Here is a 23,441-nt window from a genome sequence, read left to right as displayed (position 1 = left end):
CGTAACGCTGATCACTTTGGTTCCACCTGTCACACAAGTCCCTCTGTTCCCACGAGCAGCACGCGGGAGGCGTCGTCGAGGGTGAGCGCGTCGCGGGCGGCGGGGCCGAGGGCGAGCAGCCCGGCGGCTCCGGCGGCGCCGCAGCCGGACAGGGTGAGGCCGTGGCCGGCGAGCAGGGTGACGGCGGCGTCGGCCTGGTCGTCGGTGATGGTCACGTAGAGGTCGGCGAGGTGCCCGAGGAGCCGGTGGGCGAGCAGGGAGGGTTCGCGGCAGTCGAGCCGGCCGAGCCGCGTGGGGCCGCCCTCGACGCGGACGGGGGCGCCGGCGCGGGCGCTCTCGAGGAGGCAGGGGGCGCCTTCGGGTTCGACGACGACGATCCTGGGCTGCTCGCCCCAGCGGTCGCGTACGTACGCGGCGCCGGCGGCGGCGAGCCCTCCGACACCCGCCTGCACGAAGACATGCGTGGGACCACCCTCGATCACACCGCCCTCCCGCGCGGCACCGGCCCGTTCGGCGCCCTCAGGATCGGAACCCTCCCGTTCACCGCCGCTCCGAGCGCCGCCGCCCAGACCGCCACCGCCCGGTTCGCCGCCCAGACCGCCACCGCCCGAAGCGACGCCACTCGGATCGGCGTCGTTGAGTTCGTCGAACAGGACGCTGTAGCCGCGCATGACGTCCAGGGGGACGTCGGTGTAGCCCTCCCATGAGCTGTCGGCCACGAGCCGCCAGCCGTGCTCCTGAGCGGCTCGCAGGGCGGCCGCCATGCTCGCGTCGTAGTCCGCGCCCTCGCGCCGCACGCGGGCGCCGAGCGCGCGCAGCCGCCGGGCGAACTCCTCGGGGACGCCTTCGCTGAGGTACACGACGCAGTCGACGCCCGCCTCGGCCGCGCCGGAGGCGACGGACAGGCCGTGGTTGCCGGCGCTGGCGCACACGAACGGCGCCCCGCCGCCGTCGCGCTGGGCGAGCAGGTGGACGGCGTAGGCGCCGCCGAGCGCCTTGAAGCTGCCCAGCCCCATGCGGCCGCTCTCGTCCTTGACGTACGCGGCCCGCGTGCCGGCCAGGCCGGGGACGGTGCGCAGGGGCGTGGGCCGGTAGCGGGGGTGCCGGGTGAAGCGGGCGCGGGCCTGCCGGGCGTGCCCGGTGCCGATGAGCGCGCGGTCGTGCGCGGAGTACGGGGCGCGGGCCGGGTTGAGGTACTCCATGATCGTCATGCTAGGCGCGGTCGCGGGCGGCGGCGACGGCGGCCTGGCCGAGGCTGATGCCGCCGTCGTTGGGCGGGACGCGGGTGTGCGTCAGGACGCGGAAGCCGGCCGCCCGCAGCCGCCGGACCGTGCGGGCGAGCAGCAGGGCGTTCTGGAAGACCCCGCCGGACAGGGCGACCGCCGTCAGGCCGGTGGACCCCCTGAGGGTGACGCAGGAGCGGGTGATGGCGTCGGCGACGCCGTGGTGGAAGCGGCCGGCGATCACGTGGGTGCTCACGCCGGCGCTCAGGTCGTCGGCGGCGGCGCGGAGCAGGTCGCCGCCTTCGACGACGAGCGACCCCCGGGTGGTGATCGCGGCGTGGTAGGCGCCGGGTTCGGTGGGGTCGGCGTGCTGTTCGAGCTCGATCGCGGCCTGCCCCTCGTACGTGATCTTGTCGCGGATCCCGAGCAGTGCCGAGACGGCGTCGAACAGGCGGCCGGCGCTGGAGGTGAGGGGCGAGTTGAGGCCGTTGGAGGCGAGCGTGAGGACGTCGGCCCAGCGGTCGGCGTTGCGTTTGACGACCTCCAGCCCGGGGTGGTCGTCGCCGAGGTAGGCGGCGGCCATGCGCCAGGGCTGCCGGATGGCGGCGGTGCCGCCGGGCATGGGGACCTGGGCGAGGTGGCCGAGGCGGTCGAAGGTGGTCAGGTCGGCGCGGAGGAACTCGCCGCCCCAGATGGTGCCGTCGGTGCCGTAGCCGAGCCCGTCGAAGGCGACGCCGATCACGGGCCCGGGGTCGCCGTTGTCGGCCAGGCAGGAGGCGATGTGGGCGTGGTGGTGCTGGACGCCGACGAGTTCGACGCCGGGGATCTCCAGGGCGTGCTTGGTGGACAGGTATTCGGGGTGCAGGTCGTGGGCGACGATCTCGGGGCGCAGGTCGAACAGCCCGCAGAAGTGGTCGATGCCCTCGACGAAGGAGCGCAGCGTCTCGTAGTTCTCCAGGTCGCCGATGTGCTGGGAGACGAAGGCGCGGCGGCCGTGGGCCAGGCAGAAGGTGCTCTTGAGCTCGGCGCCGCAGGCCAGGACGGGGCGGGGCGCGGGGCTGCGCAGGGCGAGCGGCTCGGGCGCGTATCCGCGGGCGCGGCGCAGCACGGTGACCTCGCCGGCCATGGGCCGTACGACGGAGTCGTCGGTGCGGACGTGGATGGCGCGGTCGTGGATGAGGAAGGCGTCGGCGACGCCGCTGAGGCGGGTGAGCGCGTCGGCGTCCTCGTAGGCGATGGGCTCGTCGGAGACGTTGCCGCTGGTCAGGACCATGGGCCCGCCGAGTTCGGCGAGCAGCAGGTGGTGCAGCGGCGTGTACGGCAGCATGAGGCCGAGGCTCCGGTTGCCGGGCGCGACGGAGGCGGCGACGGAAGCGGTGCCCGAGGTGGCGCCCAAGGTGGCGCCCAAGGTGGTGACGGAAGCGCCGGCAGGCGCGGTGGCGGGTGTCCCCGGCAGGCGCGGCAGCAGCACGATGGGCCGGGCGCGGCTGGTGAGCAGCGCGGCGGCGTGGTCGTCGACCTCGCACAACTGCCGGGCCTGGGCCAGGTCGGCCACCATGACGGCGAACGGCTTCTCCTCGCGGTGTTTGCGGCCGCGCAGCGCGGCGGCGGCCCGCTCGTCGGAGGCGGCCACGGCCAGGTGGAAGCCGCCCAGGCCCTTGACGGCGAGGACGCGTCCGGCGCGCAGCAGGGTGGCGGCGCAGACGACGGGGTCGCCGCACAGTTCGGTGCCGCGGGCGTCGCGCAGCCGCAGCCGGGGGCCGCAGGCGGGGCAGCAGGTGGGCTGGGCGTGGTAGCGGCGGTCGCCGGGGTCGTGGTATTCGCGGGCGCAGGCGGCGCACATGCCGAAGCCGGCCATGGTGGTCAGCAGCCGGTCGTAGGGGACGCCGCGCACGATGGTGAAGCGGGGCCCGCAGTTGGTGCAGTTGATGAACGGGTAGCGGTGGCGGCGGTCGGCCGGGTCGACCAGCTCGCGCAGGCAGTCGTCGCAGGTGGCGGTGTCGGCGGAGACGAGGGCGCGGCGCAGCCCGGAGGGGTCGCTGGCGGCGATGGTGAAGCCGCTGCGCCCGGCCGGTTCGCCGCTGACGACGGTGACCCGCTCGATCTCGGACAGGGCGGGCGCGTCGCGTTCGAGGGCCGTCAGGAACTCCTCGACGCCGGCGAGCGCCCCTTCGATCTCGATGTGCACGCCGTTGACGTCGTTGCGCACGTGCCCGGCCAGCCCCAGCCGGTGGGCGAGGGTGTAGACGAAGGGGCGGAAGCCCACCCCCTGGACGATGCCTTCGACGTGCACGTCGACCCGTTTGAGCGTGGTCACAGGCCCAGTGTGCGCCTCATCGGGGTGGCGCGCATGCGTATCGGCCGTGTCGGGGTGTCTTGCCGTGGGTGAAGAGGGCGCGAAGAGGGGGTGACGTGACCTCGACGAGGCCGCGAACGGGTCGTGAACAGGCGGGAGGGCCGCGCGGGTGTCCGCGCGGCCCTCCCGTCCAGAGCTGTTTACAGGTATTGGCCGGTGTTGGCGACGGTGTCGATGGACCGGCCGGCTTCGGTGCCCTGCTTGCCGGAGACGAGCGTGCGGATGTAGACGATCCGCTCGCCCTTCTTGCCGGAGATGCGGGCCCAGTCGTCGGGGTTGGTGGTGTTGGGCAGGTCCTCGTTCTCGGAGAACTCGTCTACGCAGGCCGTGAGCAGGTGCTGCACCCGCAGGCCCTTCTGGCCGCTTTCGAGGAACTGCTTGATGGCCATCTTCTTGCCCCGGTCGACGATGTTCTGGATCATCGCGCCGGAGTTGAAGTCCTTGAAGTAGAGGACTTCCTTGTCGCCGTTGGCGTAGGTCACCTCGAGGAAGCGGTTCTCTTCGCTCTCGGTGTACATCCGCTCGACGACGCTCTGGATCATCCCCTGGATGGTGGACTCGCGGGAGCCGGAGTGCTCCGTGAGGTCCTCGGGGTGCAGGGGCAGATCGGAGACCAGGTATTTGGAGAAGATGTCCTTGGCCGCCTCGGCGTCGGGCCGCTCGATCTTGATCTTGACGTCCAGGCGGCCGGGCCGCAGGATCGCCGGGTCGATCATGTCCTCGCGGTTGGAGGCGCCGATGACGATGACGTTCTCCAGGCCCTCGACGCCGTCGATCTCCGACAGCAGCTGAGGGACGATGGTGTTCTCCACGTCGGAGGACACGCCGGAGCCTCGGGTGCGGAAGATCGAGTCCATCTCGTCGAAGAACACGATCACCGGGGTGCCCTCTGAGGCCTTCTCGCGGGCCCGCTGGAAGACCAGGCGGATGTGCCGCTCGGTCTCGCCGACGTACTTGTTGAGCAGCTCCGGGCCCTTGATGTTGAGGAAGAAGCTCTTGCCGGACTGGCCGGTCTTCTCCGCGACCTGCTTGGCCAGGGAGTTGGCGACGGCCTTGGCGATGAGCGTCTTGCCGCAGCCGGGCGGGCCGTAGAGCAGCACGCCCTTGGGGGGACGGAGCTTGTGCTCGCGGAACAGGTCGGCGTGCAGGTAGGGCAGCTCGATGGCGTCCCTGATCTGCTCGATCTGCCGCATGAGGCCGCCGATCTCCTCATAGGAGATGTCGGGGACCTCTTCGAGCACGAGTTCTTCGACTTCGGACTTGGGTATGCGCTCGTAGACGTAGCCGGAGCGAGGTTCGAGCAGGAGCGAGTCGCCCGCCCGGATGGGCTGGCCGACCAGCGACTCGGCCAGTCGCACGACGCGCTCTTCGTCGGCGTGCGAGATGACCAGGGCCCGCTTGCCCTCGTCGAGCAGTTCTTTGAGCATCACGATCTCGCCGACCTCTTCGTAGCCGAGTGCCTCGACCACGTTGAGCGCCTCGTTGAGCATGACCTCCTGGCCACGCCGCAGCGAGTCGACGTCGACGGCTGGACTGACGTTCACCCGTAGCTTGCGGCCGCCGGTGAACACCTCGATCGTGCCGTCTTCTCTGGCCTCGAGGAAGGTGCCGAATCCGGATGGCGGCTGCGCCAGCCGGTCGACCTCCTCCTTGAGTGCGACGATTTGGTCCCGGGCCTCCTTGAGTGTGGCCACCAGGCGCTCGTTCTGGCCGGTCACGGCCGCGAGGTTCGCCTGTGCCTCATGGAGACGCTCTTCGAGGACCCTGGCCTGACGGGGTGACTCGGCCAGCTTCCGCCTCAGCGCGGTGATCTCCTCCTGGAGGAAGGAGACCTGTGTTGAAAGATCAGCGACCTCCCGTTCGCGCTGCGCGGCTCGAGCCTCAGCATCATCGCGAGCTGCCACGCCCCGTCACCTCCTTCCCAGTCGAGGGCGACTACTAAGGACCTTACCTATCTCGGGCCCCTCCGTAACCTGGCCGGGCAGTGTTCGTAGAGTGACATTCAGTATTCGTTGAATAATCCCCAATAGTGCGTTTAATACTCCCAGCATATGAACACGGCGGTCTGTTCCCGTGTCACGCACCAACGCACCCTCGTGGCCAAATTGTCATAGTTCCTCGGTGGTCCCCTTCGGTCGTCGACGGCGCGGCGGCGGGGTCACGCCGTCGGCCATGCGGCGGGCGCTGACGAGGAAACCGGTGTGGCCGATCATCCGATGATCGGGTCTCACCGCGAGCCCTTCGACATGCCAGTCGCGAACCAGGGTCTCCCACGCATGCGGCTCGGTGAAACACCCGTGATCGCGAATGGCCTCGACGGTCTTCGACATCTGCGTGGTCGTGGCCACGTAGCAGCAGATCACGCCGCCCGGCGTGAGGGCCTTGGCGGCGGCGTCGACGCACTCCCAGGGGGCCAGCATGTCGAGGATCACGCGGTCGGCGTCGATCTCGTCGATCGAGGCCACGAGGTCGCCGACGACCAGGCGCCAGTTGTCGTCCATGGGGCCGCCGTAGAACTTCTCGACGTTCTTGGCGGCCACGTCGGCGAACTCCTGGCGGCGCTCATAAGAGGTGACGTGGCCCTCGGGGCCGACGGCGCGCAGCAGGAAGCAGGTGAGCGCGCCCGAGCCGACGCCGGCCTCGATCACCCGGGCGCCCGGGAAGATGTCGGCCATGCCGACGATCATCGAGGCGTCCTTGGGGTAGATGACGGCCGCGCCGCGCGGCATGGCCAGGGTGTAGTCCTGCAGCAGGTGGCGGAAGGCCAGGTATTGGGTGCCGCCGGAGGAGCGCACGACGGAGCCCTCGGGCTGTCCGATCAGCTCGCTGTGCGGGATGGCGCCCTTGTGGGTGTGGAAGACGCCGTCCTCTTTGAGCGTGATCGTGTGGCGCTTGTTCTTGGGGTCGGTGAGCTGCACCTGATCCCCCACCTGGAAAGGCCCATGCCTGCGGAAACCCATGGCGGCAAGGTTATAGGGCTTTCGAGCGGGTCCGGACGCGCGATATCTATGGGGGATGCTCCCGCGCGACGTGATCTTGACCGGTCCCCTGATCCTGCGGCCCCCGGTGGAGTCGGACGCCGGTGAGATCGCGCGGATGTGCGACGATCCGGTGACCGCCCGGTTCATGCCGCTGCTGCCGCGGCCGTTCCTGCCGGAGCACGCGCTCGACTACGTCAACGGCGCGGCGGCGCGGTGGGAGGCCGGCGGCGCCACCTACGCCATCACGCGGGACGAGCGGTTCTGCGGCATCGTCACAGCGCGGCCCCCCGACCACTGGGACGTGGCGGAGCTCGGCTACCTGGTGGCGCCGTGGGCGCGCGGCGGGGGCGTGGCCGCGATGGCGGCGCGGGCGCTCACCGACTGGCTGTTCGACCAGGGGGTGCGCCGGGTGCAGCTCGAGGCCGAGGTGGAGAACGTGGCGAGCCTGCGGGTGGCGTACAAGGCGGGGTTCCTCGAGGAGGGGCGGCGCAGGGACGCCAAGCGGCTGCGCGACGGGCGCTACGCCGACTTCGTCATGTTCGGGCGGCTCAAGGGAGACGTGGCGGGGCCGGCGGAGCCGTACCTGCCGTTCTTCGAGGGCGGCTTCGAGCGCGGGGAGCTGACCGACGGCGTGGTACGGCTGGCACCGCTGGCCCCGGGCGACGCCGGCGACTTCAACCGGATGCTGGCCGAGCCGACCGTGGCGGCGTACGCGATGGCCGAGACGAGCACGCTGGAGGACGACGAGCGGCGCTGCCGTTACACCGGCTACTGGTGGGCGTCGGGGCAGCGGATCGAGCTGGCGGTCAGGGACGCGGCGTCGGGGGCGTTCGCGGGGCATCTGCAGCTCCGGCAGGTGGCGCCGGTCATGGGGCAGGCGATGATCGGCTATTCGCTGGTGCCCGCCTTCCGCGGCAGGGGGTACATGTCGCGGGCGGTCGGCCTGCTGGCGGAGTGGGTGTTCGCGCACACGGCCCTGCACCGGCTCACGGCCGGCACCGACGTGACGAACACGGCCTCGCAGGCGGTGCTGGAGCGGTCCGGGTTCCGGCGGGAGGGCGTGCACCGGGAGCTGTTCCCGAAGGTGGACGGCAGGCGGGCCGACGAAGTGACGTGGGCGCGGCTGCGGCCGTCCTAGCCGCGCGGTGAGGTCTGTACGGCACCCCGGACACGGAGGTACGGCGGCACGGGCATGCCGGGCCGGGCACGACGCCCCGACCTGCGGCGGCCCGGGCCCAGCGCGGGCCACGCAGAAATTCCGATTTCCAGTTGAGGGCTAGTCAAGGGCCGCGTCGAGGGCGATAGTCAGGGCACCCGCACGTGAGCCTCGCGCGATCGGGCCGCGCGATCTCACCTCCTCCGCCACAGGGATCACCGCGATGCCACACAACCGCGTCGATGTCGCCATGCGTGAACTCCTCGCCACGTTCGCCTGCCTGGAACCCGTGGGCATGACCGACCGGCTCGCGCGTACCGCCGCGGCCGTGGCCGGCACCGCGTACGCGGGGTTCGTACGCGTCGATCCGCTCCGCCAGGAGGCGTGGCCCGTCCACGTGCACACCCCTCCCGGCGACCCGCAACGGGTGCGGCGGTGGCTGGTCGAGTCCGGGGTGCTGAAGGAGCTGGCGGTCTCCTCCGTCGCGGTACGGCTGGCGCGCGACGTCACGGTCGGCGAGCCGGGGTTCCTGGCGACGCCCGTGCCGGTGGCGGCGCGGGACCACACGTTCGTGTGGGTCGCGGGGCGGGGGTTCGCGGACGGCGACGTGCATCTGCTGAGCCGGTTCGCGACGGCGGCGGGGCGGGCGCTGGAGGCGGCGAGCGGGCTGGAGGCGGCGGTGCGCCTGTTACGGGGCGTACGGGCTTTCCGACCGGCCTAGCCGCGCCGCGCCGCTTCGGTACGGCCCGGATCCCGCGCAAAGGGACGACCGCTTCCCGGCCGCATTTCCCGAAATATGCTCGTGATCCGCCTTCCTCCCCCATCTCCATTCCGAAAGATCTTCACCTATTCCGGAGTAAAGCCAGAAATTCCCGCCATTTCATGAGAAGGCGTTATACAACCTGCTCCGCCCTTCCCCGGCTTCCGGACCCCCGTACCCGCCGACGCTTCCGCGCCACCCCGCCCTCCGGCCTCGTCACGCCGGACGTTGACAAACGATCCGACATCTCCCCGCACCGGCAGATATGGCTTTTCCGTCCCGGCGGGTCCGACGACGAGAAATAAGTGATCACCTGCGTGCGCTCCCGCCACGCGACCGGGGCCGGGCGGCGAACCGCCGCACGTGGCGAGCAGCGAGAGGGTAGCGTGACGGTCCGTGAAGGTGATCATCGTCGGCGGGAGCGGGTTCCTCGGCCGCGAGCTCGTACGGCTGTGCGCGGCGGCGGGGCACGAGGTGGCCGCCACCTACCTCACCCGGCCCGGCGAACCGCGCGAGGCGGCGTGGCTGCCCATGGACGTCCGGTCGCGCGAGGACGTGGCGGCCGTGCTGGAGGCGTACCGGCCGGAGGTGACGGTCAACGCCGCGTACCGGCAGGACGCGTGGGCGGTCACCGCCGACGGGGCCGCGCACGTCGCCGTGGCCGTCGCGCGGACGGGCGGGCGGCTGGTGCACGTCTCCAGCGACGCCGTCTTCTCCGGCTCGGCCTCCCCCTACGACGAGACGTGCGCCCCCGACCCGATCACCCCGTACGGGGCCGCCAAGGCGGCGTCCGAGACGACCGTGCGGGCCGTCCTGCCCGCGTCCGCCGCCGTCGTGCGGACGTCCCTGATCGTCGGTCACGGCCGGTCGGCGCACGAGGGCCTGGTGCGGTCGCTGGCGGCCGGGCGCGGCGGCGGGGTGCTGTTCACGGACGACGTGCGCTGTCCCGTGCACGTGAGCGACCTGGCGGCGGCGCTGCTGGAGGTGGCGGCGGGCGGCCACACGGGCGTCCTGCACGCCGCCGGGGCCGACGCCGTGACCCGGTACGACCTGGGCGTCCTCATCGCCCGCAGGGACGGCCTGGACCCGGCGCGCCTGCCGGCCGGCCGCCGGGCCGACGCCGGGGTCCCGGGGCCGCTCGACGTCCGCCTGGACTCCACGGCCACCCGGCGCCGCCTCACGACCAGGCTGCGCGGCGCCCGGGAGTTCCTCTCCCGCCCCGCCCCCTGACCGCCCCCAACGCCCACCGCTCAGCCGCCCCCGCCCGTGAACGTGGACCGCCCGGACGACCCACCCGATCACCGCGGCCCCCGAACCCCCGCCGCGGGCCGGCCGCTCACCGCCGCTGACCGTCCACCGCGAGCCACCCGGTCACCGCCGCTCGCCGTCCGCCGCGGGCCGGCCGATCGCTCCGCCGGCGAGGGCTCGCCGTCCATCACGCCGGGCCGCCGTCCTCCTCCCCCGCGACGATCAGGTGCCCGGAACACGCGAACGCCCGCGCCCCATTCCGGGGACGCGGGCGTTCGCGAACGGGTCTAGCCTCGGTGCGCCTCGAAGCGGAGGGTGCGGGAGACGCCCACCCGGACCGTCGTGCCCGGGGCGATGGTGACGGGCTCGTTCGGCGGGATGTCGTAGAAGTTGGGGTCTCCCGGCGGCTGGATCTGGGTGCCGTTGACCGAGCCCAGGTCCACCAGGTTGACGTCCCACCCGTCCAGCGCCACCCGCAGGTGGCGGCGGGAGACCGAGCCGTCGGGGCTGGTGACCTTGGCGGGCCTGGCGGTGCCGCCGGCCACCTCGGGGGCGCGTTCGGGGTCGCGGCCCAGCAGGTAGTCGGTCTCCAGGGGCAGCGCAGTCCCGTCGTCGAGGATGAGGACGCCGAGCGACGGGCGGGGCCCCTTGTAGGGGACGAGGGTGCGCTGCACGAGGGCGATGCCGCAGACCGCGCAGTAGGGCACGCGGGGGTCGTTGAAGTGGTCGTTCTTGCAGTCGACGCCGTAGACCAGCGGGCGGTCCCCATGGTCCTGCTGCTGCTCCTGCTGCTGCGGCGGGCCCGGGTGGTCGTAGTGGTCGGGCTGGCCGAGCAGGGGCGGGGCGGGCTGGTCGTAGTGGTCGGGCGGGCCCAGGTGCTGCGGGACCGGCTCGCCGGCGCCGTTGCCGGAGGGCGGCGGCTCGTCGTAGGACGGGAACTGCTGCTGCTCGGGCAGGGGCGGCGGCTGCTCCTGCGGCGGCTGGTAGGGCGGCTCCTGCGGCGGGAAGTAGGGGGACTCCTGCGGCGGCAGGTAGGGCGGCGCCTGGTCCTGCGGGGTGTGGTAGGACGGCTGCTCCAGCGGGGGCGCCGGCTGGGGGCCCGAGGGCGGGCCGGGCGTGATCGGCGGCTGGTCGGCCAGCGGGTAGGGCGGGCGCTCGACGGGCTGCTGCGCCGGCGGCTGGATCAGGTCGGCCTCGAGGTGGAAGGCCGTGGCGGGCATCTCGCTGGTCAGCGGCCTGGACGGGGCGGGCGCGGGGGCCGGGGGCTGGTCGGTGAGGTCGCCGACGAGGCCGCCGCCGTGCACGACGCCGCCCTCGAAGCGGACGGCCGGGTGGGGGCTGCCGGCGCCGGGCAGGCTCAGCTCGACGCGCTCGACGGTGCCGGTGACGAGCCGGTCGGCCCAGGTGAGGGAGTCGCTGCCGGCGAGCCGGGTCTCGCCGCCCGCGGTGCGGATGGTGGCCGCGGCCGAGCCGCTGACCAGGACGGCGACACCGCCGCCGACGGGGCCGGCGACCGCGCACGTGGCCGGGTCGCCCGCCATGTTGGCGGCCAGCACCTGGGCGGCTCGGCGGGCCAGCGCCCTGCCGTCGCCGCCGGAGGCGGCCGTCTCGCGCAGCGCGGCCAGCAGGTCGTCGGCGGCGGACTCGTCGGCGTCGCACACGAGCAGCAGCCCGCCCAGGTAGGCGACGAGGCCGTTTCCAGGAAGCGGACGCACCACTCCGAAGCCTTGGTCGGTCATGCGTCCTCCCTCATGACGACCGTGCTGCGCTCATCGGTGCCCTCGCTGCGCTCGGTCACTCAACTCTCCTCCCCGGAAGCCGGCGATATGTACGGCACCCGCACTGCCGTGCTGGCCCCACCAGCCATACGCATACCCAGACGACGAGGCCGTGTCGCGGCCCCCTCGTCTCGATTCGGTGAACCGGTGGACCCGCAACAAACCCCTTAACTGTGCAAGTTTGGCCAAACAGAACACTATCGGCCAGTCGTCGCATCGCAGAAATCGCCGGAGTCGGCCCCGGCCACCTGAAACCGCTGGACACGACCCTATCGAGGGGCCGCGCCTTAAACGAGTGGGACAAATCAGACGCCGCTGAAAACCCTGTTCACATCCGCCGTGGCGAGCACCCCGTAGATCTCGCCGCTGTCCTCGACGAGCAGGTATTCGCTGCCCGGGGCCGCGCGCATGGCGTCGATGAGCGGCTCACCCGTCAGGCCGGCCGCGAGCACCATGGTGGGCTCGAGGGACTTGGCGAGGGAGGCCACGTTGACCCACGGGCGGCGGTGCTCGGGGGTGGCCTGGACGGAGGCCTCGTTGACGATCGCCAGGGGCTTGCCCTCGTGGTCGACGACGACCAGGGCGCCCGCCCGGCTCTCGCCGGCCTGCCGCAGCGCCTCCGACAGCGGCGTCTCGGCGGTCACGGGGATGGCCCTGCGCGCCAGGGCGCGCGCGTCGACCTGCGGGATCCTGGCCCGGATCTTGGCCACGCGCAGCGACTGGCTGGCGCCCATCCAGATGAACGAGGCCAGCACCAGCGGCCACACCAGGTCGACCGGGTCGATGTCCTGCCCGCTCGACAGCGAGGTGGCGACCGGGAAGACCACCAGCAGCACCGCCAGCACCCGCCCGCCCCAGGCGGCCACGATGGTGCCGGAGCCGGGGTTCCTGGTCAGCCGCCACACGCCGGCGCGCAGCATCCGGCCGCCGTCGAGCGGCAGCCCGGGCAGCAGGTTGAAGACGCCGACGATGAGGTTGGCCACCCAGAGCTGCCAGGTCAGCGCCTCCAGGATGCCGCCGCTGTCGATCAGGTAGACGTCGGCGGCCAGGCCGATGCCGGCCAGGCCGAGCGAGAGCGCGGGCCCGGCCGCGGCGATGGCGAACTCCTTGCCGGGCGTGGGCGGCTCCTTCTCGATCTCGGAGACGCCGCCGAGGAGGTAGAGGGTGATCCTGCGCACCGGCAGGCCGTACCACTTCGCCAGGACGCTGTGCGCGAGCTCGTGCAGCAGCACCGAGACGTACAGCAGCACCGCGAACACGAACGCGACCGCGTACGCCACGGTGCTGTCGAGCTCGGGCAGCATCTGCTGCATCCGTGGCCCGAACATCACGGTGATGAAGGCGGCCACGAGGAACCATGTCCACGAGACATAGACCGGAATGCCGAACGGCTTCCCCATCCGAAGACCGGAGAACTCCTGCCGGGGGCTCTGCTCGCTCACCGCACTCCTTGAACGTCCATTACGTGCTGTTGCTGCCTTGATGCTACGCGCCGGATCACGTGATCCTCGTCCCGCGGGAGTTATTCTGTCGGGGTCTTGACCTAGAGTGCGGTGCATGACGTTGACCGAACCGGTGATCATAGGAGCTCTCTCCCCTTCCCGGGCGGGCGACTTCATGACGTGTCCCCTGCTCTACCGCTTCCGGGTGATCGACCAGTTGCCCGAGAAGCCGTCGCAGGCGGCGGTGCGTGGCACGGTGGTGCACGCGGTCCTGGAGCGCCTCTACGACCTGCCGGCGCCCCGGCGCTCGGTGCAGGCGGCGCTGGAGCTGCTGGAGCCGCAGTGGCGGCGGCTGCTCGACGATGACGCGCAATACGGGCAGATGTTCGCCGACGAGGCGGAGCAGGCCGAGTGGCTGGCGCAGGCGCGCGGCATGCTGGAGCGCTACTTCACGCTGGAGGACCCGACGCGGCTGGAGCCGGCCGAGCGGGAGCTCTACGTGGAGGCGGTGCTCGACGGCGGGCTGATGCTGCGGGGCTACGTCGACCGGCTCGACGTGGCGCCGACCGGCGAGGTCCGGGTGGTCGACTACAAGACGGGCAGCGCGCCGGGGCCGGACTTCGAGGCCAAGGCGCTGTTCCAGATGAAGTTCTACGCGCTGGTGCTGTGGCGGCTGCGCGGGGAGGTGCCGCGCCTGCTGCAGCTCGTCTATCTGGGCGGCCAGGGCGAGGTGCTGCGCTACGCGCCCGACGAGGCCGATCTGCTGGCCACCGAGCGCAAGGTGATGGCGTTGTGGGCGGCGATCGAGCGGTCGCTGGAGACGGGCGAGTGGCGGGCGCGCCGCACGCGGCTGTGCGACTGGTGTGATCATCAGGCGCTCTGCCCCGAGTTCGGCGGCACTCCGCCGCCGGTGCCCGACCGGCAGCCGGGCGACACGGTCCGCAGCAGCCGCCGCGCGGCGACCGACGAGCTCTGACCCGGGCGGCGCGGGCAGGGTGTGCCGGGCCCGGTCCCGGTCGGCGTGTGCGCGGTAATCCTCCCGAGGTAGGAGGTTATGGGCTCTCACCTGGACCTACAGTGAAACGGTGCGCATAGACCGGACCAGGCTCCACGACACGGTGCTCGCCGGGATCGTGGCCGCGGCGTCGGTGGCCGTGTTCGCACTCTACGGGCCTGATCGCCTGGCGGCGGGCATGCGGCCGCCCGACGCGTTCGGGGTGGCGCTGGTGCTGCTGGCGTGCGCGCCCGTCGCGGTGCGCCGTGCGTGGCCGCTGGCGGCCATGTGCGCGGCGCTGGTCCCCGAGACGCTGCTGAGCGCGCTGGGCTACACCACGGGCATGCTGGGGCTGTCCTGCGTGGTGCTGCTGTACTCGGTGGCCTCCCACCGGGGGCTGGCGATGGCGCTGGGCGCTCTGGTGGTCACGCTGATGACCTATGTGCTGAGCGCGGTGTCCGGGCCCGTACGCGTGGGCGGCTGGAGCGAGCACGTGGTGGTGGCCGTGGTGCTGGTGGCCGTGTGGGGGGCGGGGCGGAGCCTGCGCCTGCGGCGGGCGTACCTGGAGGAGCTGAAGGACCGGGCGGCCCGGCTGGAGCGGGCGCACGCCGCCGACACGCGGGCGGCGCGGGCCGAGGAGCGCTCCAGGATCGCCCGCGAGCTGCACGACGTGGTCGCGCACCACGTGAGCGTGATGACCGTGCAGGCCGCGGCGGCGCGGCGGGTGCTGGCCGCCGATCCCGACCTGGCGCGCGAGGCGCTGTCGGCGATCGAGCACACGGGCCGGATGGCGATGACGGAGATGCGCAACATCGTGGGCGTGCTGCGGACGGACGCGCGTGCCGAGCTGGGCCCCCAACCGGGGGTGCGGGATCTGCCGGCGCTGGTGGAGCAGATGCGGGAGGCGGGGCTGCCCACGCAGTTGCTGATCGAGGGCGAGCCGCGGCCGATGCCCGCGGGGGTCGACCTGGCCACCTACCGGCTGGTCCAGGAAGGGCTGACGAACAGCCTGCGGCACGCCGGATCCGATGCGAAGGCCGTGGTGACGATCCGCTACGATCCGCGCGAGCTCGACGTGCGGGTGGAGGACGACGGGCGGGGTGTGGTGGAGGTGTCGAGGCGGTCAGGCCATGGTTTGGTGGGCATTCGCGAGCGGGTGGCCCTCTATGGTGGAATCCTGAGCATCGGTCCGCTACCCGGGGGCGGTTTCGAGGTGCGGGCGAGGTTCCCGTTGAAGGACGGCCAATGACGATCAGAGTGCTGCTGGTGGACGACCAGCCGCTGCTGCGTACCGGATTCCGCCTGATCCTCGAGGCCGAGCCCGACATCACGGTGGTGGGACAGGCGGGCGACGGCAAGGGGGCGCAGGAGCAGACGAGGGCGTTGCTGCCCGATGTGGTGCTGATGGACATCCGGATGCCCGGGGTCGACGGCATCGAGGCGACCCGCAGGATCGTGCGGGAGGCGGCGCCGACGGCGCACGTGCCGAAGGTGCTGGTGCTGACGACGTTCGACCTGGACGAGTACATCGTGGAGGCGCTGCGGTCGGGCGCGTCGGGGTTCCTGCTGAAGGACGTGCCGCCGGACGAGCTGGTGCAGGCGATCCGGGTGGTGGCGGCCGGAGACGCGATCGTGGCGCCGAGCGTGACGCGGCGGCTGCTGGACCGGTTCGCGACGCGGCTGCCGTCGGCCTACGAGCAGTCCGCTCCGGCGCGGCTCGACCGGCTGACCGAGCGCGAGCTGGAGGTGCTGCGGCTGATCGCCAAGGGCATGTCCAACGCGGAGATCGCGGCCAAGCTCGTGGTGAGCGAGACGACGGTCAAGACGCACGTGGGCAACGTGCTGACCAAGCTGGGGCTGCGCGATCGCGTGCAGGCCGTGGTGCTGGCCTACGAGACCGGGCTGATCACGCCGGGCGCGTTATCGTGACGTGAGCCCGACGACGACGGCCCGCCCGCAGCTTCCGGGCGGGCCGTCGTCGTGCTTCGGCCGATCGTGCCGGTGTCAGCCGGTCGTCGCCGCGGGCGTCTCGGAGGAGGCGACCGCCGGGGCGTTCTCCGGGAAGTGGCAGGCCACGCGGTGGCCGCTGGCCAGCTCTTCCAGGGGCGGCTCGACCGTCTTGCAGATCTCCTGCGCCTTCCAGCAGCGGGTGTGGAAGCGGCAGGCGGGCGGCGGGTTGAGCGGGCTGGGCACGTCGCCGGTCAGCCGGATGCGATCGCGGTCACGGCGCGCCTTCGGGTCGGGCACCGGCACGGCCGACAGCAGCGCGTTGGTGTACGGGTGCATCGGCGCGCTGTAGAGCTGCTTGCGGTCGGCGATCTCGACGATCTTGCCCAGGTACATGACGGCGACGCGGTCACTGATGTGCCGGACGACGGACAGGTCGTGGGCGATCACGACGTAGGTCAGGTCCAGCTCGGTCTGCAGGTCTTCCAGCAGGTTGACGACCTGGGCCTGGATGGACACGTCGAGCGCGGAGACCGGCTCGTCGGCGATGATCAGCTTGGGCTTGAGCGCGAGGGTGCGGGCGATGCCGATGCGCTGCCGCTGCCCGCCGGAGAACTCGTGCGGGTAGCGGTTGTAGTGCTCGGGGTTGAGCCCGACCAGCGCCAGGATGTCCTGGACGGCCTTCTTGATGCCGTGCTCGGTCTTGACGCCCTGGATCCGGAACGGGGCGCCGACGATGGCGCCGACCGTGTGCCGGGGGTTGAGCGACGAGTAGGGGTCCTGGAAGATCATTTGCATGTCGCGGCGGAGCGGGCGGAGCCTGCCCTGCCGCATGTGCGTGATGTCCTGGCCCTCGAACTCGACCTTGCCGCCGGTGGGTTCGAGCAGCCTGGTGACCAGCCGTCCCGTGGTGGACTTGCCGCAGCCGGACTCCCCCACGAGCCCGAGCGTCTCGCCCTTGAACACGTCGAAGCTGATCCCGTCGACCGCCTTGACGGCGCCGACCTGCCTTTTGAGCAGGCCCTTCGTCACGGGGAAGTGCTTCTCCAGGTTCTGCACGGAAAGAAGCAGCTCGTTGTCACTCACTGGGTCTCCAGGACTGGCTTGATCTCGTTCGCCCACAGGCTCTGCCGCTCGGCCTTGTCCATGTGGCAGCGCACCAGGTGGCCGCCCTCGGTCTCGGACAGGGCAGGGACCTCGGTCATCGCCTTGCCGTCCGTGCGCTCGGCGTACGGGCAGCGGGGGTGGAAGGCACAGCCGGGCGGCACGTTGATCAGGGACGGCGGCGAGCCCTTGATCGGCAGCAGCCGTTCGGTTCGCTCGCGGTCGAGCCGGGGCATGGAGCCCAGCAGTCCCCAGGTGTAGGGGTGCTCGGGCCGGTAGAAGACGTCGTCGGCGGTGCCGTATTCGACGCATTTGCCGCCGTACATGACGAGGATGTCGTCGGACAGCTCGGCCACCACGCCCAGGTCGTGCGTGATGATGATCAACGCGGAGTTGAACTCGCGCTGCAGGTCGCGCATGAGGTCCAGGATCTGGGCCTGCACGGTCACGTCGAGCGCCGTGGTGGGCTCGTCGGCGATGAGCAGCTCGGGGTCGCAGGAGAGCGCCATCGCGATCATGGCGCGCTGGCGCATGCCGCCGGAGAACTCGTGCGGGTAGCCGTCGACGCGCCTGGCCGGCTCGGGGATGCCGACGCGGCCGAGCATGTCGATGGCGTGCTTGCGGGCGACCTGCTTGGAGACGTCGTTGTGGATCCGGTACGCCTCGATGATCTGGTGGCCGACCGTGTAGTAGGGGTGCATCGAGGACAGCGGATCCTGGAAGATCATCGCCATCTTCTTGCCGCGCAGCCCGCGTACGTGCTCGGCGGAGGCGCCGATCAGCTCCTCCCCGTCGAGCCAGATCTCCCCGGAGAGCCTGGCCCGGCCGCCCTTGTGCAGCCCGAGCACGCCGAGGCTGGTCACGCTCTTGCCGGAGCCCGACTCCCCCACGATGCCCAGGGTCTTGCCGCGCTCGACACTGAACGACAGCCCGTCCACGGACCTGACGAGCCCGTCGTCGGTCGGGAAATGGATCTTCAGGTCCTTGACCTCAAGAAAGCTCACGACAACCTCACCCTCGGGTCGACCACGGCGTACAGCAGGTCGACGATCAGGCTCGCGACCACCACGAAGCCGGCGGCCACCAGGACGACGCCCATGACCTGGGGCAGGTCCTGGTTCCTGATGGCCAGGATGGCGAACTGGCCGAGCCCGGGCAGAGTATAGGTGGTCTCGGTGAGGACGGCGCCGCCGATGAGCAGGCCGAAGTCGATGCCGAACAGCGTCAGGATGGGTGTGAGCGCGGCGCGCAGGCCGTGCTTGACCACGACCTGGTTCTCCCGCAGGCCCTTGGCCCGGGCCGTGCGGATGTAGTCCTCGCCCATCGTCTCCAGCATTCCGGCCCGGGTGAGCCGGGCGTAGCCGGCGGCGAACAGGAACGCCAGGGTGATCCACGGCAGCAGCAGGTTGAAGGCCCACTGCGCGGGATTGACCGTGAAGTCGGTCCACGCGCCTCCCGGCGGCGTCCAGCCCAGGCCGTAACTGAAGACGACCAGGGAGATCATGCCGGTGAAGAAGATCGGCAGGGACACGCCGGCCAGGGCGGTGCCCATCGAGAGCCGGTCGAAGAAGCTGCCTCTGCGCAGCGCGGAGATCACACCCACGCTCACCCCGGCCACCACCCAGATGATCGCGGCGCCGATGGCCAGGGAGAAGGTGACCGGCATGCGGTCGACCAGGTCCGGCCAGACGGGCTGCCCGCTGATGAAGGAGTAGCCGAAGCAGGGCGCGGGGCACTGCTCGACGCCCGCGCCGTAGTCGTACTCGGCGCCGGCGACCAGGCCCTTGAGGAACCTGCCGTACTGCACGACCACCGGGTCGTTGAAGCCGAGACGCTCGGCCACCAGGTGGACGGTCTCCGGTGTGGCCGCGCGGCCGACGTACCGCGAGGCCAGGGCCTCGGGTGTCGCCCCCGCCCACTGCGGCACCACGAAGAAGATGCCGAAGGTGACCATGCTGATCACGATCAGCATGGCGAATGCGCCGATCAGACGCCTGATGATGTATGTGACCACCGCTACCGGCCGAGTGGCCCGCCCGACGTGGGCGGGCCACTCCTGCCTTCACCTGCCTTCGCTAGATCCCCGAACCTCGCCTGGTCACTCGACGCCGAGCAGCACGTAGTCGTACATGCTCTGGCCCTCGTTGTAGGCGATGTTCGTCACGCCCTGGCCGCGCATGAGCAGCGACTTGGCCCACACCACGGGAAGGATGGAGGCGTCCTCCATGACCTTCTTGTCGACGTCGACCCAGAGCTTCTCGCGGGCGGTGGCGTCGAGCTCGGCCGAGGCCTGGTCGATCAGCTTGTCGACCTCGGGGTTCTTGACGCTGAGGTTGTAGTTGCCCGCGGCGCGGATGGTACGGCTGTCGACGATGGCCTGGAGGAAGCCGTAACCGTCGGGCCAGTCGGAGCCCCAGCCGTGGGTGGCCAGGCCGATGCCGTTCTTCTTCACGTACGCGACGTTACCCGCGTAGTCGGAGAAGTAGCTGGAGGCCGGGAAGCCCTTGAGCGTGAGCTTGATGCCGACCTTGTCCAGCGCCTGCTGCATCGCCTCGGCCAGCGCCTTCTCGCGCGGACGGTCGGAGCGGAAGGACATCGTGGTGGAGAAGCCGTTCGGCTGGCCGCAGGCGGTCAGGGCCGTCTTGGCCTTGGTGACGTCGCCCTTGCTCTCGGGGGAGGCGTACAGGTCGAACTTCTCCTGGCCGACGATGGGCGGCGGCATGACGTTCGTGGCGAGGTCGCCACCGGCCAGCGGGCCGCCGAAGGCGGTCTGGTTGGCGACGCGGTCCGCGGCGAACTGGACGGCCTTGCGGCACTCGACGTTGTCCAGCGGCGGGGTGTCCGGGATGACCGAGACGTACCAGAGCCTGGGGATCGTCGGGTTGTCCGTACGGGCCTTCAGCGCCGGGTCCGGCAGGACCTTGCCCAGGGCGGCCGGCTGCATGCCGGTGCCCGGGATGTCGAGCTGGATGCTGCCCGAGATGAGCTGGTTGTCGAGGTCGTCGGCGTTGACGTTGAGCTGGACCTCGATCTTGTCGGGAAGCGCGGGACGGTTCGGGTCCGTCGCCGGGTCCCACTGGTCGTTGCGGACCAGGGAGAAGCGCTTGCCGATCTCGTTCGTCTCGAACTTGTACGGGCCCGAGGAGACGACCTTCTCCTTGTACTTGGCGCCCGTGTCCTTGTCCTTCGGCACCGGGGCCGTCATCGGCATCTGGACGACGTAGTCCATGGACGCGAACGGCTTGGTCAGGTGGAAGACGACCGTCGTGTCGTCGGTGGCCTCGACCGCCGACTTGTAGTCCACGTCAGGGGTCTTGTAGACGCCCTTGAAGTCCTTCGGCCAGGCGAGCAGCTCGTTGAGGTAGGAGGGGCCGTGCGGGAAGGTCTCCTTGTCGAAGCTCCGCGCCACCGCGTACGCCACGTCCTTGGCGGTGATCGGCGTGCCGTCCTCGAACTTCAGACCGGCCTTGAGCTTGTACGTCCACGTCTTGCCGTCGGTGCTGGGGGTGCCGAGCCCCTCGGCCAGGTCGGGCACCACGGTGTTGCCGTCGGGGCCGGGCCCCGTCTTGTACATCGTCAGCGTCCGCCAATAGAACCGGCCGAAGTTGAACGAGTAGCCGTAGTAGGTGTCACCCGGGTCGAGGCTGTCCCAGTCGGAGGAGTGGGCCGCCTTCAGCGTCCCGCCCTTCTTCGTGGACGGGTTGTACACCTGGGTGAGGGCGGTGTTGAACGCGGGTTGCGCGGCGCCGCCGGAGGCCGACTGGGCGGGCTGCTGTGGTGTACCGCCACCTCCGCCGCCACAGGCGGAGAGCACCAGGGCCAGCGCCGCTGTCGCGGCTCCTGCCAGTGCGTGTTTCCTTCTCATTGACTAACCCCTTGTTAGTGGGATGCGGGGGATGAAGCGTTGGCGAAGGTTCAGTGTGCCCGCGGGTCGAAGGCGTCCCTCAGCCCGTCGCCGAACAGGTTGAACGCCAAGACGGTGACGAAGATCGCCAAGCCCGGGAAGAGCACGAAGTGGGGCAGCGTGTAGAAGCGAACCGCCTCGGAGAGCATCCCACCCCAGGTCGGGGTGGGCGGGTTGATGCCGACGCCCAGGAACGAGAGCGCGGCCTCGAACAGGATGTTGGTCGGGATCAGCAGGGTCGAGTACACCAGGATCGGCGCGATCAGGTTCGGCAGCACCTCGCGGAAGAGGATGTAGCCGTTGCGCGCTCCCAGGCTCTTGGCCGCGTCGACGAACTCGCGCTCGCGCAGCGACAGGGTCTGCCCGCGGACGATGCGGCCGATGCTGGGCCAACTGAAGAAGCCGATGATGAAGATCAGCATCGCGATGCGCAGGCCGTTGCCCTCCAGGCCGAATCCCTTGTCGGGGATGACGCCCGCCAGCGCGATCGCGAAGACCAACAGCGGGAAGGCGAGGAAGACGTCCATCAGCCGGCCGATGATCTGGTCGACCCAGCCGCCGAAGTAGCCGGCGATGACGCCCAGCGTGGTGCCGATGACGACCGAGACGATCGTGGCGAGGAAGCCGATCAGCAGCGAGATCCAGGCGCCGGCGACGATCCGGCTGAAGATGTCGCGGCCGTTGACGGGCTCGACGCCGAGCGGGTATTCGGCGCTCACGCCGCCGAAGGTGCCCTTGGGCAGGAGCGTGCTCTGGTCGATCTGGTCCTGGTGGAACTCCAGCGGAGGGTGCCCGAAGGCCGAGATGATCGGCGAGGAGAAGACCGCCACGAGGATCAGCAGCACGACGAAGACGCCGCCGGTGAGGGCGACCTTGTCACGCCGGAGCCGCATCCAGGCGATGCGGGTCAGCGATCGGCCCTGGATCGCCTTGCCCGCTCCCGCGAGCACAGACTCCGGATGCGCTTCTGCGGCGGAACCGGAAACGTCTAGCGGTGCGGTCATGCCTAATTGCCCCCTGGTACCAGACGACGCTGTCTTTACGTACTGACTTTAGACCGCGAGTCGCGACCTCAGGAGGCAGAATCTATGGCCTGAGCTGCGCTGACTAGTCCCTCAGGCCGCTATGTGGCTAATCTGTGATTGATGCGAAACGCATTCGTATCGATCTTGAATGGAATGTCTAGGGCGCGTCCCGGTTACGTCTCAGAACCGTGACACAGTCTCCACGCCATCCGGTTCAACTGATGCCCCTGCGCTTCAGCAGTTCTTCGATGTCGGAGAAGTCGTCGTCGCCCTTGCCGGCCTTCTTCGAGGTCACGGCGGGCTGCTGCGGAGCGGTCGTGGCGGCGGGCCTGCCCGCGGCCTGCTGGGCGGGCTTGCGCGGCGTCTGCTGGGTGGCCTGCTCGGGCGTGTCGCCCGCGGCGGCCTTCTTCCTGCCGCCCTTCCTGACACCGGCCAGTTTCCTGCCGCGCAGGAACCCCGACGCGACGAACAGCACCACCGACAACCCGGCCACCGCCACGCCTATCCAGACGCTCGGGTTGAACACCAGGCTGGTCACGAAGCCGACCACGGTGGTGCCGATGGTCCACAGCGCTTGCAGGGCCCCGGTCAGATAGGCGGCGATCGGCAGCAGCGCCCACGCCGTCACTCTCATGCCCGCCGCCGCTCCCCTGCGCCTGAAGGCCAGGAAGGCGAGCACCAGGCCGGCGATGCTCACTCCGGCGCACAGCGGCAGCCAGGCGATCGCGCCAAAAGTCTCCATAGAGTCGTCCCCCTTGTCGTGGCTTTTGTCTCCATCCTGGCACGCGAAGGCGTACTCGCCTCCTCCGTGAGAACCACTTTTCCCTTAGGGGAACGGGGACGAAACCCTCAGCCGGGCAGCAGCGCCCTCAGGTCGGCGACCCCGATCTCCGTCAGGGACGCGACGACCCGGCGGCCGGGGGCCGGTTCGATGGGCAGCAGGCTGGGCACGGCGACCACCGCGCAACCGGCGGCGGTGGCGGCCGCCACGCCGTTGGGAGAGTCTTCGAGCACGACGCAGCGGACCGGCTCGACCCCGAGCAGCCGCGCGGCCGTCAGGTAGGGCTCCGGGTCCGGCTTGGTCCGCGTCACGTCGTCGGCGGTGACCACGAGGTCGAAGCGGTCTCGGCCGACGCCCTTGAGCACGGCGTCGGCGATCTCCTTGAGCGAGGAGGTGACCAGCCCCACGGGCACGCCCTCGTCGCGCAGGGCGTCGAGCAGCTCGGAGGCGCCCGGCAGCACGCGCACGCCGCCGGACAGCCGCGCCACCATTCCGGTCACCATCCACTCCTGGACCGTCTCAGGAGGGACGTCGGCGCCCGACACGGCCAGCATGTAGCCGACCGTGCGTTCCATGGACCCGCCGACCAGGTGGGCCTGGTGCTCGGGCGTCCATTCGGCGCCCAGCCTGGCCATCACCTCGGTCTCGATCGTCAGCCAGACGCGCTCGCTGTCGACCAGCAGCCCGTCCATGTCGAAGAAGACCGCTTCCATGCTCCGCCCCCGTATCGTCCGTTCGTGGC

At 70.9% G+C, this 23,441-nt stretch carries 19 protein-coding genes; 6 read left to right on the top strand and 13 right to left on the bottom strand.

Features of this window, described 5'->3' with window-relative positions; translation table 11 throughout:
- Positions 1 to 29 precede the first annotated feature (29 nt).
- The 4 genes from AB0I15_RS31610 to AB0I15_RS31595 form a co-directional block, all read right to left on the bottom strand.
- Positions 30 to 1,211: a pyridoxal-phosphate dependent enzyme gene (locus tag AB0I15_RS31610; RefSeq protein ID WP_358103095.1), complete on the bottom strand. Its 1,182-nt coding sequence runs from the start codon at positions 1,209 to 1,211 to the stop codon at positions 30 to 32.
- 1 nt (position 1,212) lies between these two features.
- The gene (hypF, locus tag AB0I15_RS31605) at positions 1,213 to 3,540 is read right to left on the bottom strand and encodes a carbamoyltransferase HypF (protein WP_358103092.1); all 2,328 of its coding nucleotides are present in this window, start codon (positions 3,538 to 3,540) and stop codon (positions 1,213 to 1,215) included.
- Between the two features lie 179 nt (positions 3,541 to 3,719).
- On the bottom strand, positions 3,720 to 5,483 hold the full coding sequence (gene arc / locus AB0I15_RS31600) for a proteasome ATPase (RefSeq protein WP_358103089.1): 1,764 nt from the start codon (positions 5,481 to 5,483) through the stop codon (positions 3,720 to 3,722).
- Positions 5,484 to 5,687: 204 nt separating this feature from the next.
- Positions 5,688 to 6,539 carry a tRNA (adenine-N1)-methyltransferase gene (locus tag AB0I15_RS31595; RefSeq protein ID WP_358103086.1) on the bottom strand — a complete coding sequence of 284 codons (852 nt, stop codon included), beginning with the start codon at positions 6,537 to 6,539 and terminating at the stop codon, positions 5,688 to 5,690.
- Between the two features lie 55 nt (positions 6,540 to 6,594).
- On the opposite strand from AB0I15_RS31595, the gene AB0I15_RS31590 reads away from it, so the two are divergent.
- The 3 genes from AB0I15_RS31590 to AB0I15_RS31580 all read left to right on the top strand — a co-directional run bounded on the left by AB0I15_RS31590 (position 6,595) and on the right by AB0I15_RS31580 (position 9,706).
- Complete coding sequence (locus AB0I15_RS31590; protein WP_358103083.1) at positions 6,595 to 7,698, top strand: GNAT family protein; 1,104 nt, start codon at positions 6,595 to 6,597, stop codon at positions 7,696 to 7,698.
- A gap of 241 nt (positions 7,699 to 7,939) precedes the next feature.
- Positions 7,940 to 8,437 carry a hypothetical protein gene (locus tag AB0I15_RS31585; protein WP_358103080.1) on the top strand — a complete coding sequence of 166 codons (498 nt, stop codon included), beginning with the start codon at positions 7,940 to 7,942 and terminating at the stop codon, positions 8,435 to 8,437.
- 435 nt (positions 8,438 to 8,872) lie between these two features.
- Complete coding sequence (locus AB0I15_RS31580; protein ID WP_358103077.1) at positions 8,873 to 9,706, top strand: sugar nucleotide-binding protein; 834 nt, start codon at positions 8,873 to 8,875, stop codon at positions 9,704 to 9,706.
- A gap of 305 nt (positions 9,707 to 10,011) precedes the next feature.
- On the opposite strand, the gene AB0I15_RS31575 is transcribed toward AB0I15_RS31580, so the two are convergent.
- Entirely contained in the window at positions 10,012 to 11,463 is a 1,452-nt protein-coding gene (locus AB0I15_RS31575) for an FHA domain-containing protein (RefSeq protein WP_358103074.1), read from the bottom strand.
- Between the two features lie 344 nt (positions 11,464 to 11,807).
- Positions 11,808 to 12,944 carry a site-2 protease family protein gene (locus AB0I15_RS31570; protein WP_358103071.1) on the bottom strand — a complete coding sequence of 379 codons (1,137 nt, stop codon included), beginning with the start codon at positions 12,942 to 12,944 and terminating at the stop codon, positions 11,808 to 11,810.
- A gap of 115 nt (positions 12,945 to 13,059) precedes the next feature.
- Here AB0I15_RS31570 and AB0I15_RS31565 point away from each other — a divergent pair, with 115 nt between their 5' ends.
- The 3 genes from AB0I15_RS31565 to AB0I15_RS31555 all read left to right on the top strand — a co-directional run bounded on the left by AB0I15_RS31565 (position 13,060) and on the right by AB0I15_RS31555 (position 15,867).
- A complete protein-coding gene (locus tag AB0I15_RS31565; protein WP_358103068.1) occupies positions 13,060 to 13,920 on the top strand; it encodes a RecB family exonuclease in 861 nt (286 codons plus the stop codon).
- A gap of 109 nt (positions 13,921 to 14,029) precedes the next feature.
- Positions 14,030 to 15,187 carry a sensor histidine kinase gene (locus tag AB0I15_RS31560; protein WP_358103065.1) on the top strand — a complete coding sequence of 386 codons (1,158 nt, stop codon included), beginning with the start codon at positions 14,030 to 14,032 and terminating at the stop codon, positions 15,185 to 15,187.
- Complete coding sequence (locus AB0I15_RS31555; RefSeq protein ID WP_358103062.1) at positions 15,184 to 15,867, top strand: response regulator transcription factor; 684 nt, start codon at positions 15,184 to 15,186, stop codon at positions 15,865 to 15,867. The genes AB0I15_RS31560 and AB0I15_RS31555 overlap by 4 nt, the downstream gene beginning before the upstream one ends.
- Before the next feature lie 75 nt (positions 15,868 to 15,942).
- On the opposite strand, the gene AB0I15_RS31550 is transcribed toward AB0I15_RS31555, so the two are convergent.
- The 7 genes from AB0I15_RS31550 to AB0I15_RS31520 form a co-directional block, all read right to left on the bottom strand.
- Positions 15,943 to 16,971 (bottom strand): dipeptide ABC transporter ATP-binding protein, encoded by a 1,029-nt coding sequence (locus AB0I15_RS31550; protein WP_358103059.1) that lies wholly within the window; start codon positions 16,969 to 16,971, stop codon positions 15,943 to 15,945.
- On the bottom strand, positions 16,968 to 17,993 hold the full coding sequence (locus tag AB0I15_RS31545; protein ID WP_358103056.1) for an ABC transporter ATP-binding protein: 1,026 nt from the start codon (positions 17,991 to 17,993) through the stop codon (positions 16,968 to 16,970). The genes AB0I15_RS31550 and AB0I15_RS31545 overlap by 4 nt, the downstream gene beginning before the upstream one ends.
- Positions 17,990 to 19,003 carry an ABC transporter permease gene (locus tag AB0I15_RS31540; protein ID WP_358103053.1) on the bottom strand — a complete coding sequence of 338 codons (1,014 nt, stop codon included), beginning with the start codon at positions 19,001 to 19,003 and terminating at the stop codon, positions 17,990 to 17,992. Before AB0I15_RS31540 ends, AB0I15_RS31545 begins: the two co-directional genes overlap by 4 nt.
- An 84-nt stretch (positions 19,004 to 19,087) precedes the next feature.
- The gene (locus AB0I15_RS31535; protein WP_358103050.1) at positions 19,088 to 20,854 is read right to left on the bottom strand and encodes an ABC transporter substrate-binding protein; all 1,767 of its coding nucleotides are present in this window, start codon (positions 20,852 to 20,854) and stop codon (positions 19,088 to 19,090) included.
- A gap of 50 nt (positions 20,855 to 20,904) precedes the next feature.
- Positions 20,905 to 21,897: an ABC transporter permease gene (locus AB0I15_RS31530; protein WP_358103047.1), complete on the bottom strand. Its 993-nt coding sequence runs from the start codon at positions 21,895 to 21,897 to the stop codon at positions 20,905 to 20,907.
- A 235-nt stretch (positions 21,898 to 22,132) separates the two neighbouring features.
- On the bottom strand, positions 22,133 to 22,660 hold the full coding sequence (locus tag AB0I15_RS31525) for a cellulose synthase (protein ID WP_358103044.1): 528 nt from the start codon (positions 22,658 to 22,660) through the stop codon (positions 22,133 to 22,135).
- A 107-nt stretch (positions 22,661 to 22,767) separates the two neighbouring features.
- Positions 22,768 to 23,412 (bottom strand): HAD family phosphatase, encoded by a 645-nt coding sequence (locus AB0I15_RS31520; protein ID WP_358103041.1) that lies wholly within the window; start codon positions 23,410 to 23,412, stop codon positions 22,768 to 22,770.
- Between the last annotated feature and the right edge of the window lie 29 nt (positions 23,413 to 23,441).

The organism is Nonomuraea sp. NPDC050643, from assembly GCF_040654715.1.
In the GTDB taxonomy this organism is placed as follows: Bacteria; Actinomycetota; Actinomycetes; order Streptosporangiales; family Streptosporangiaceae; genus Nonomuraea.
Note: the sequence above shows the minus strand (reverse complement) of the source record. Positions and strands in the feature narration are given on the sequence as shown.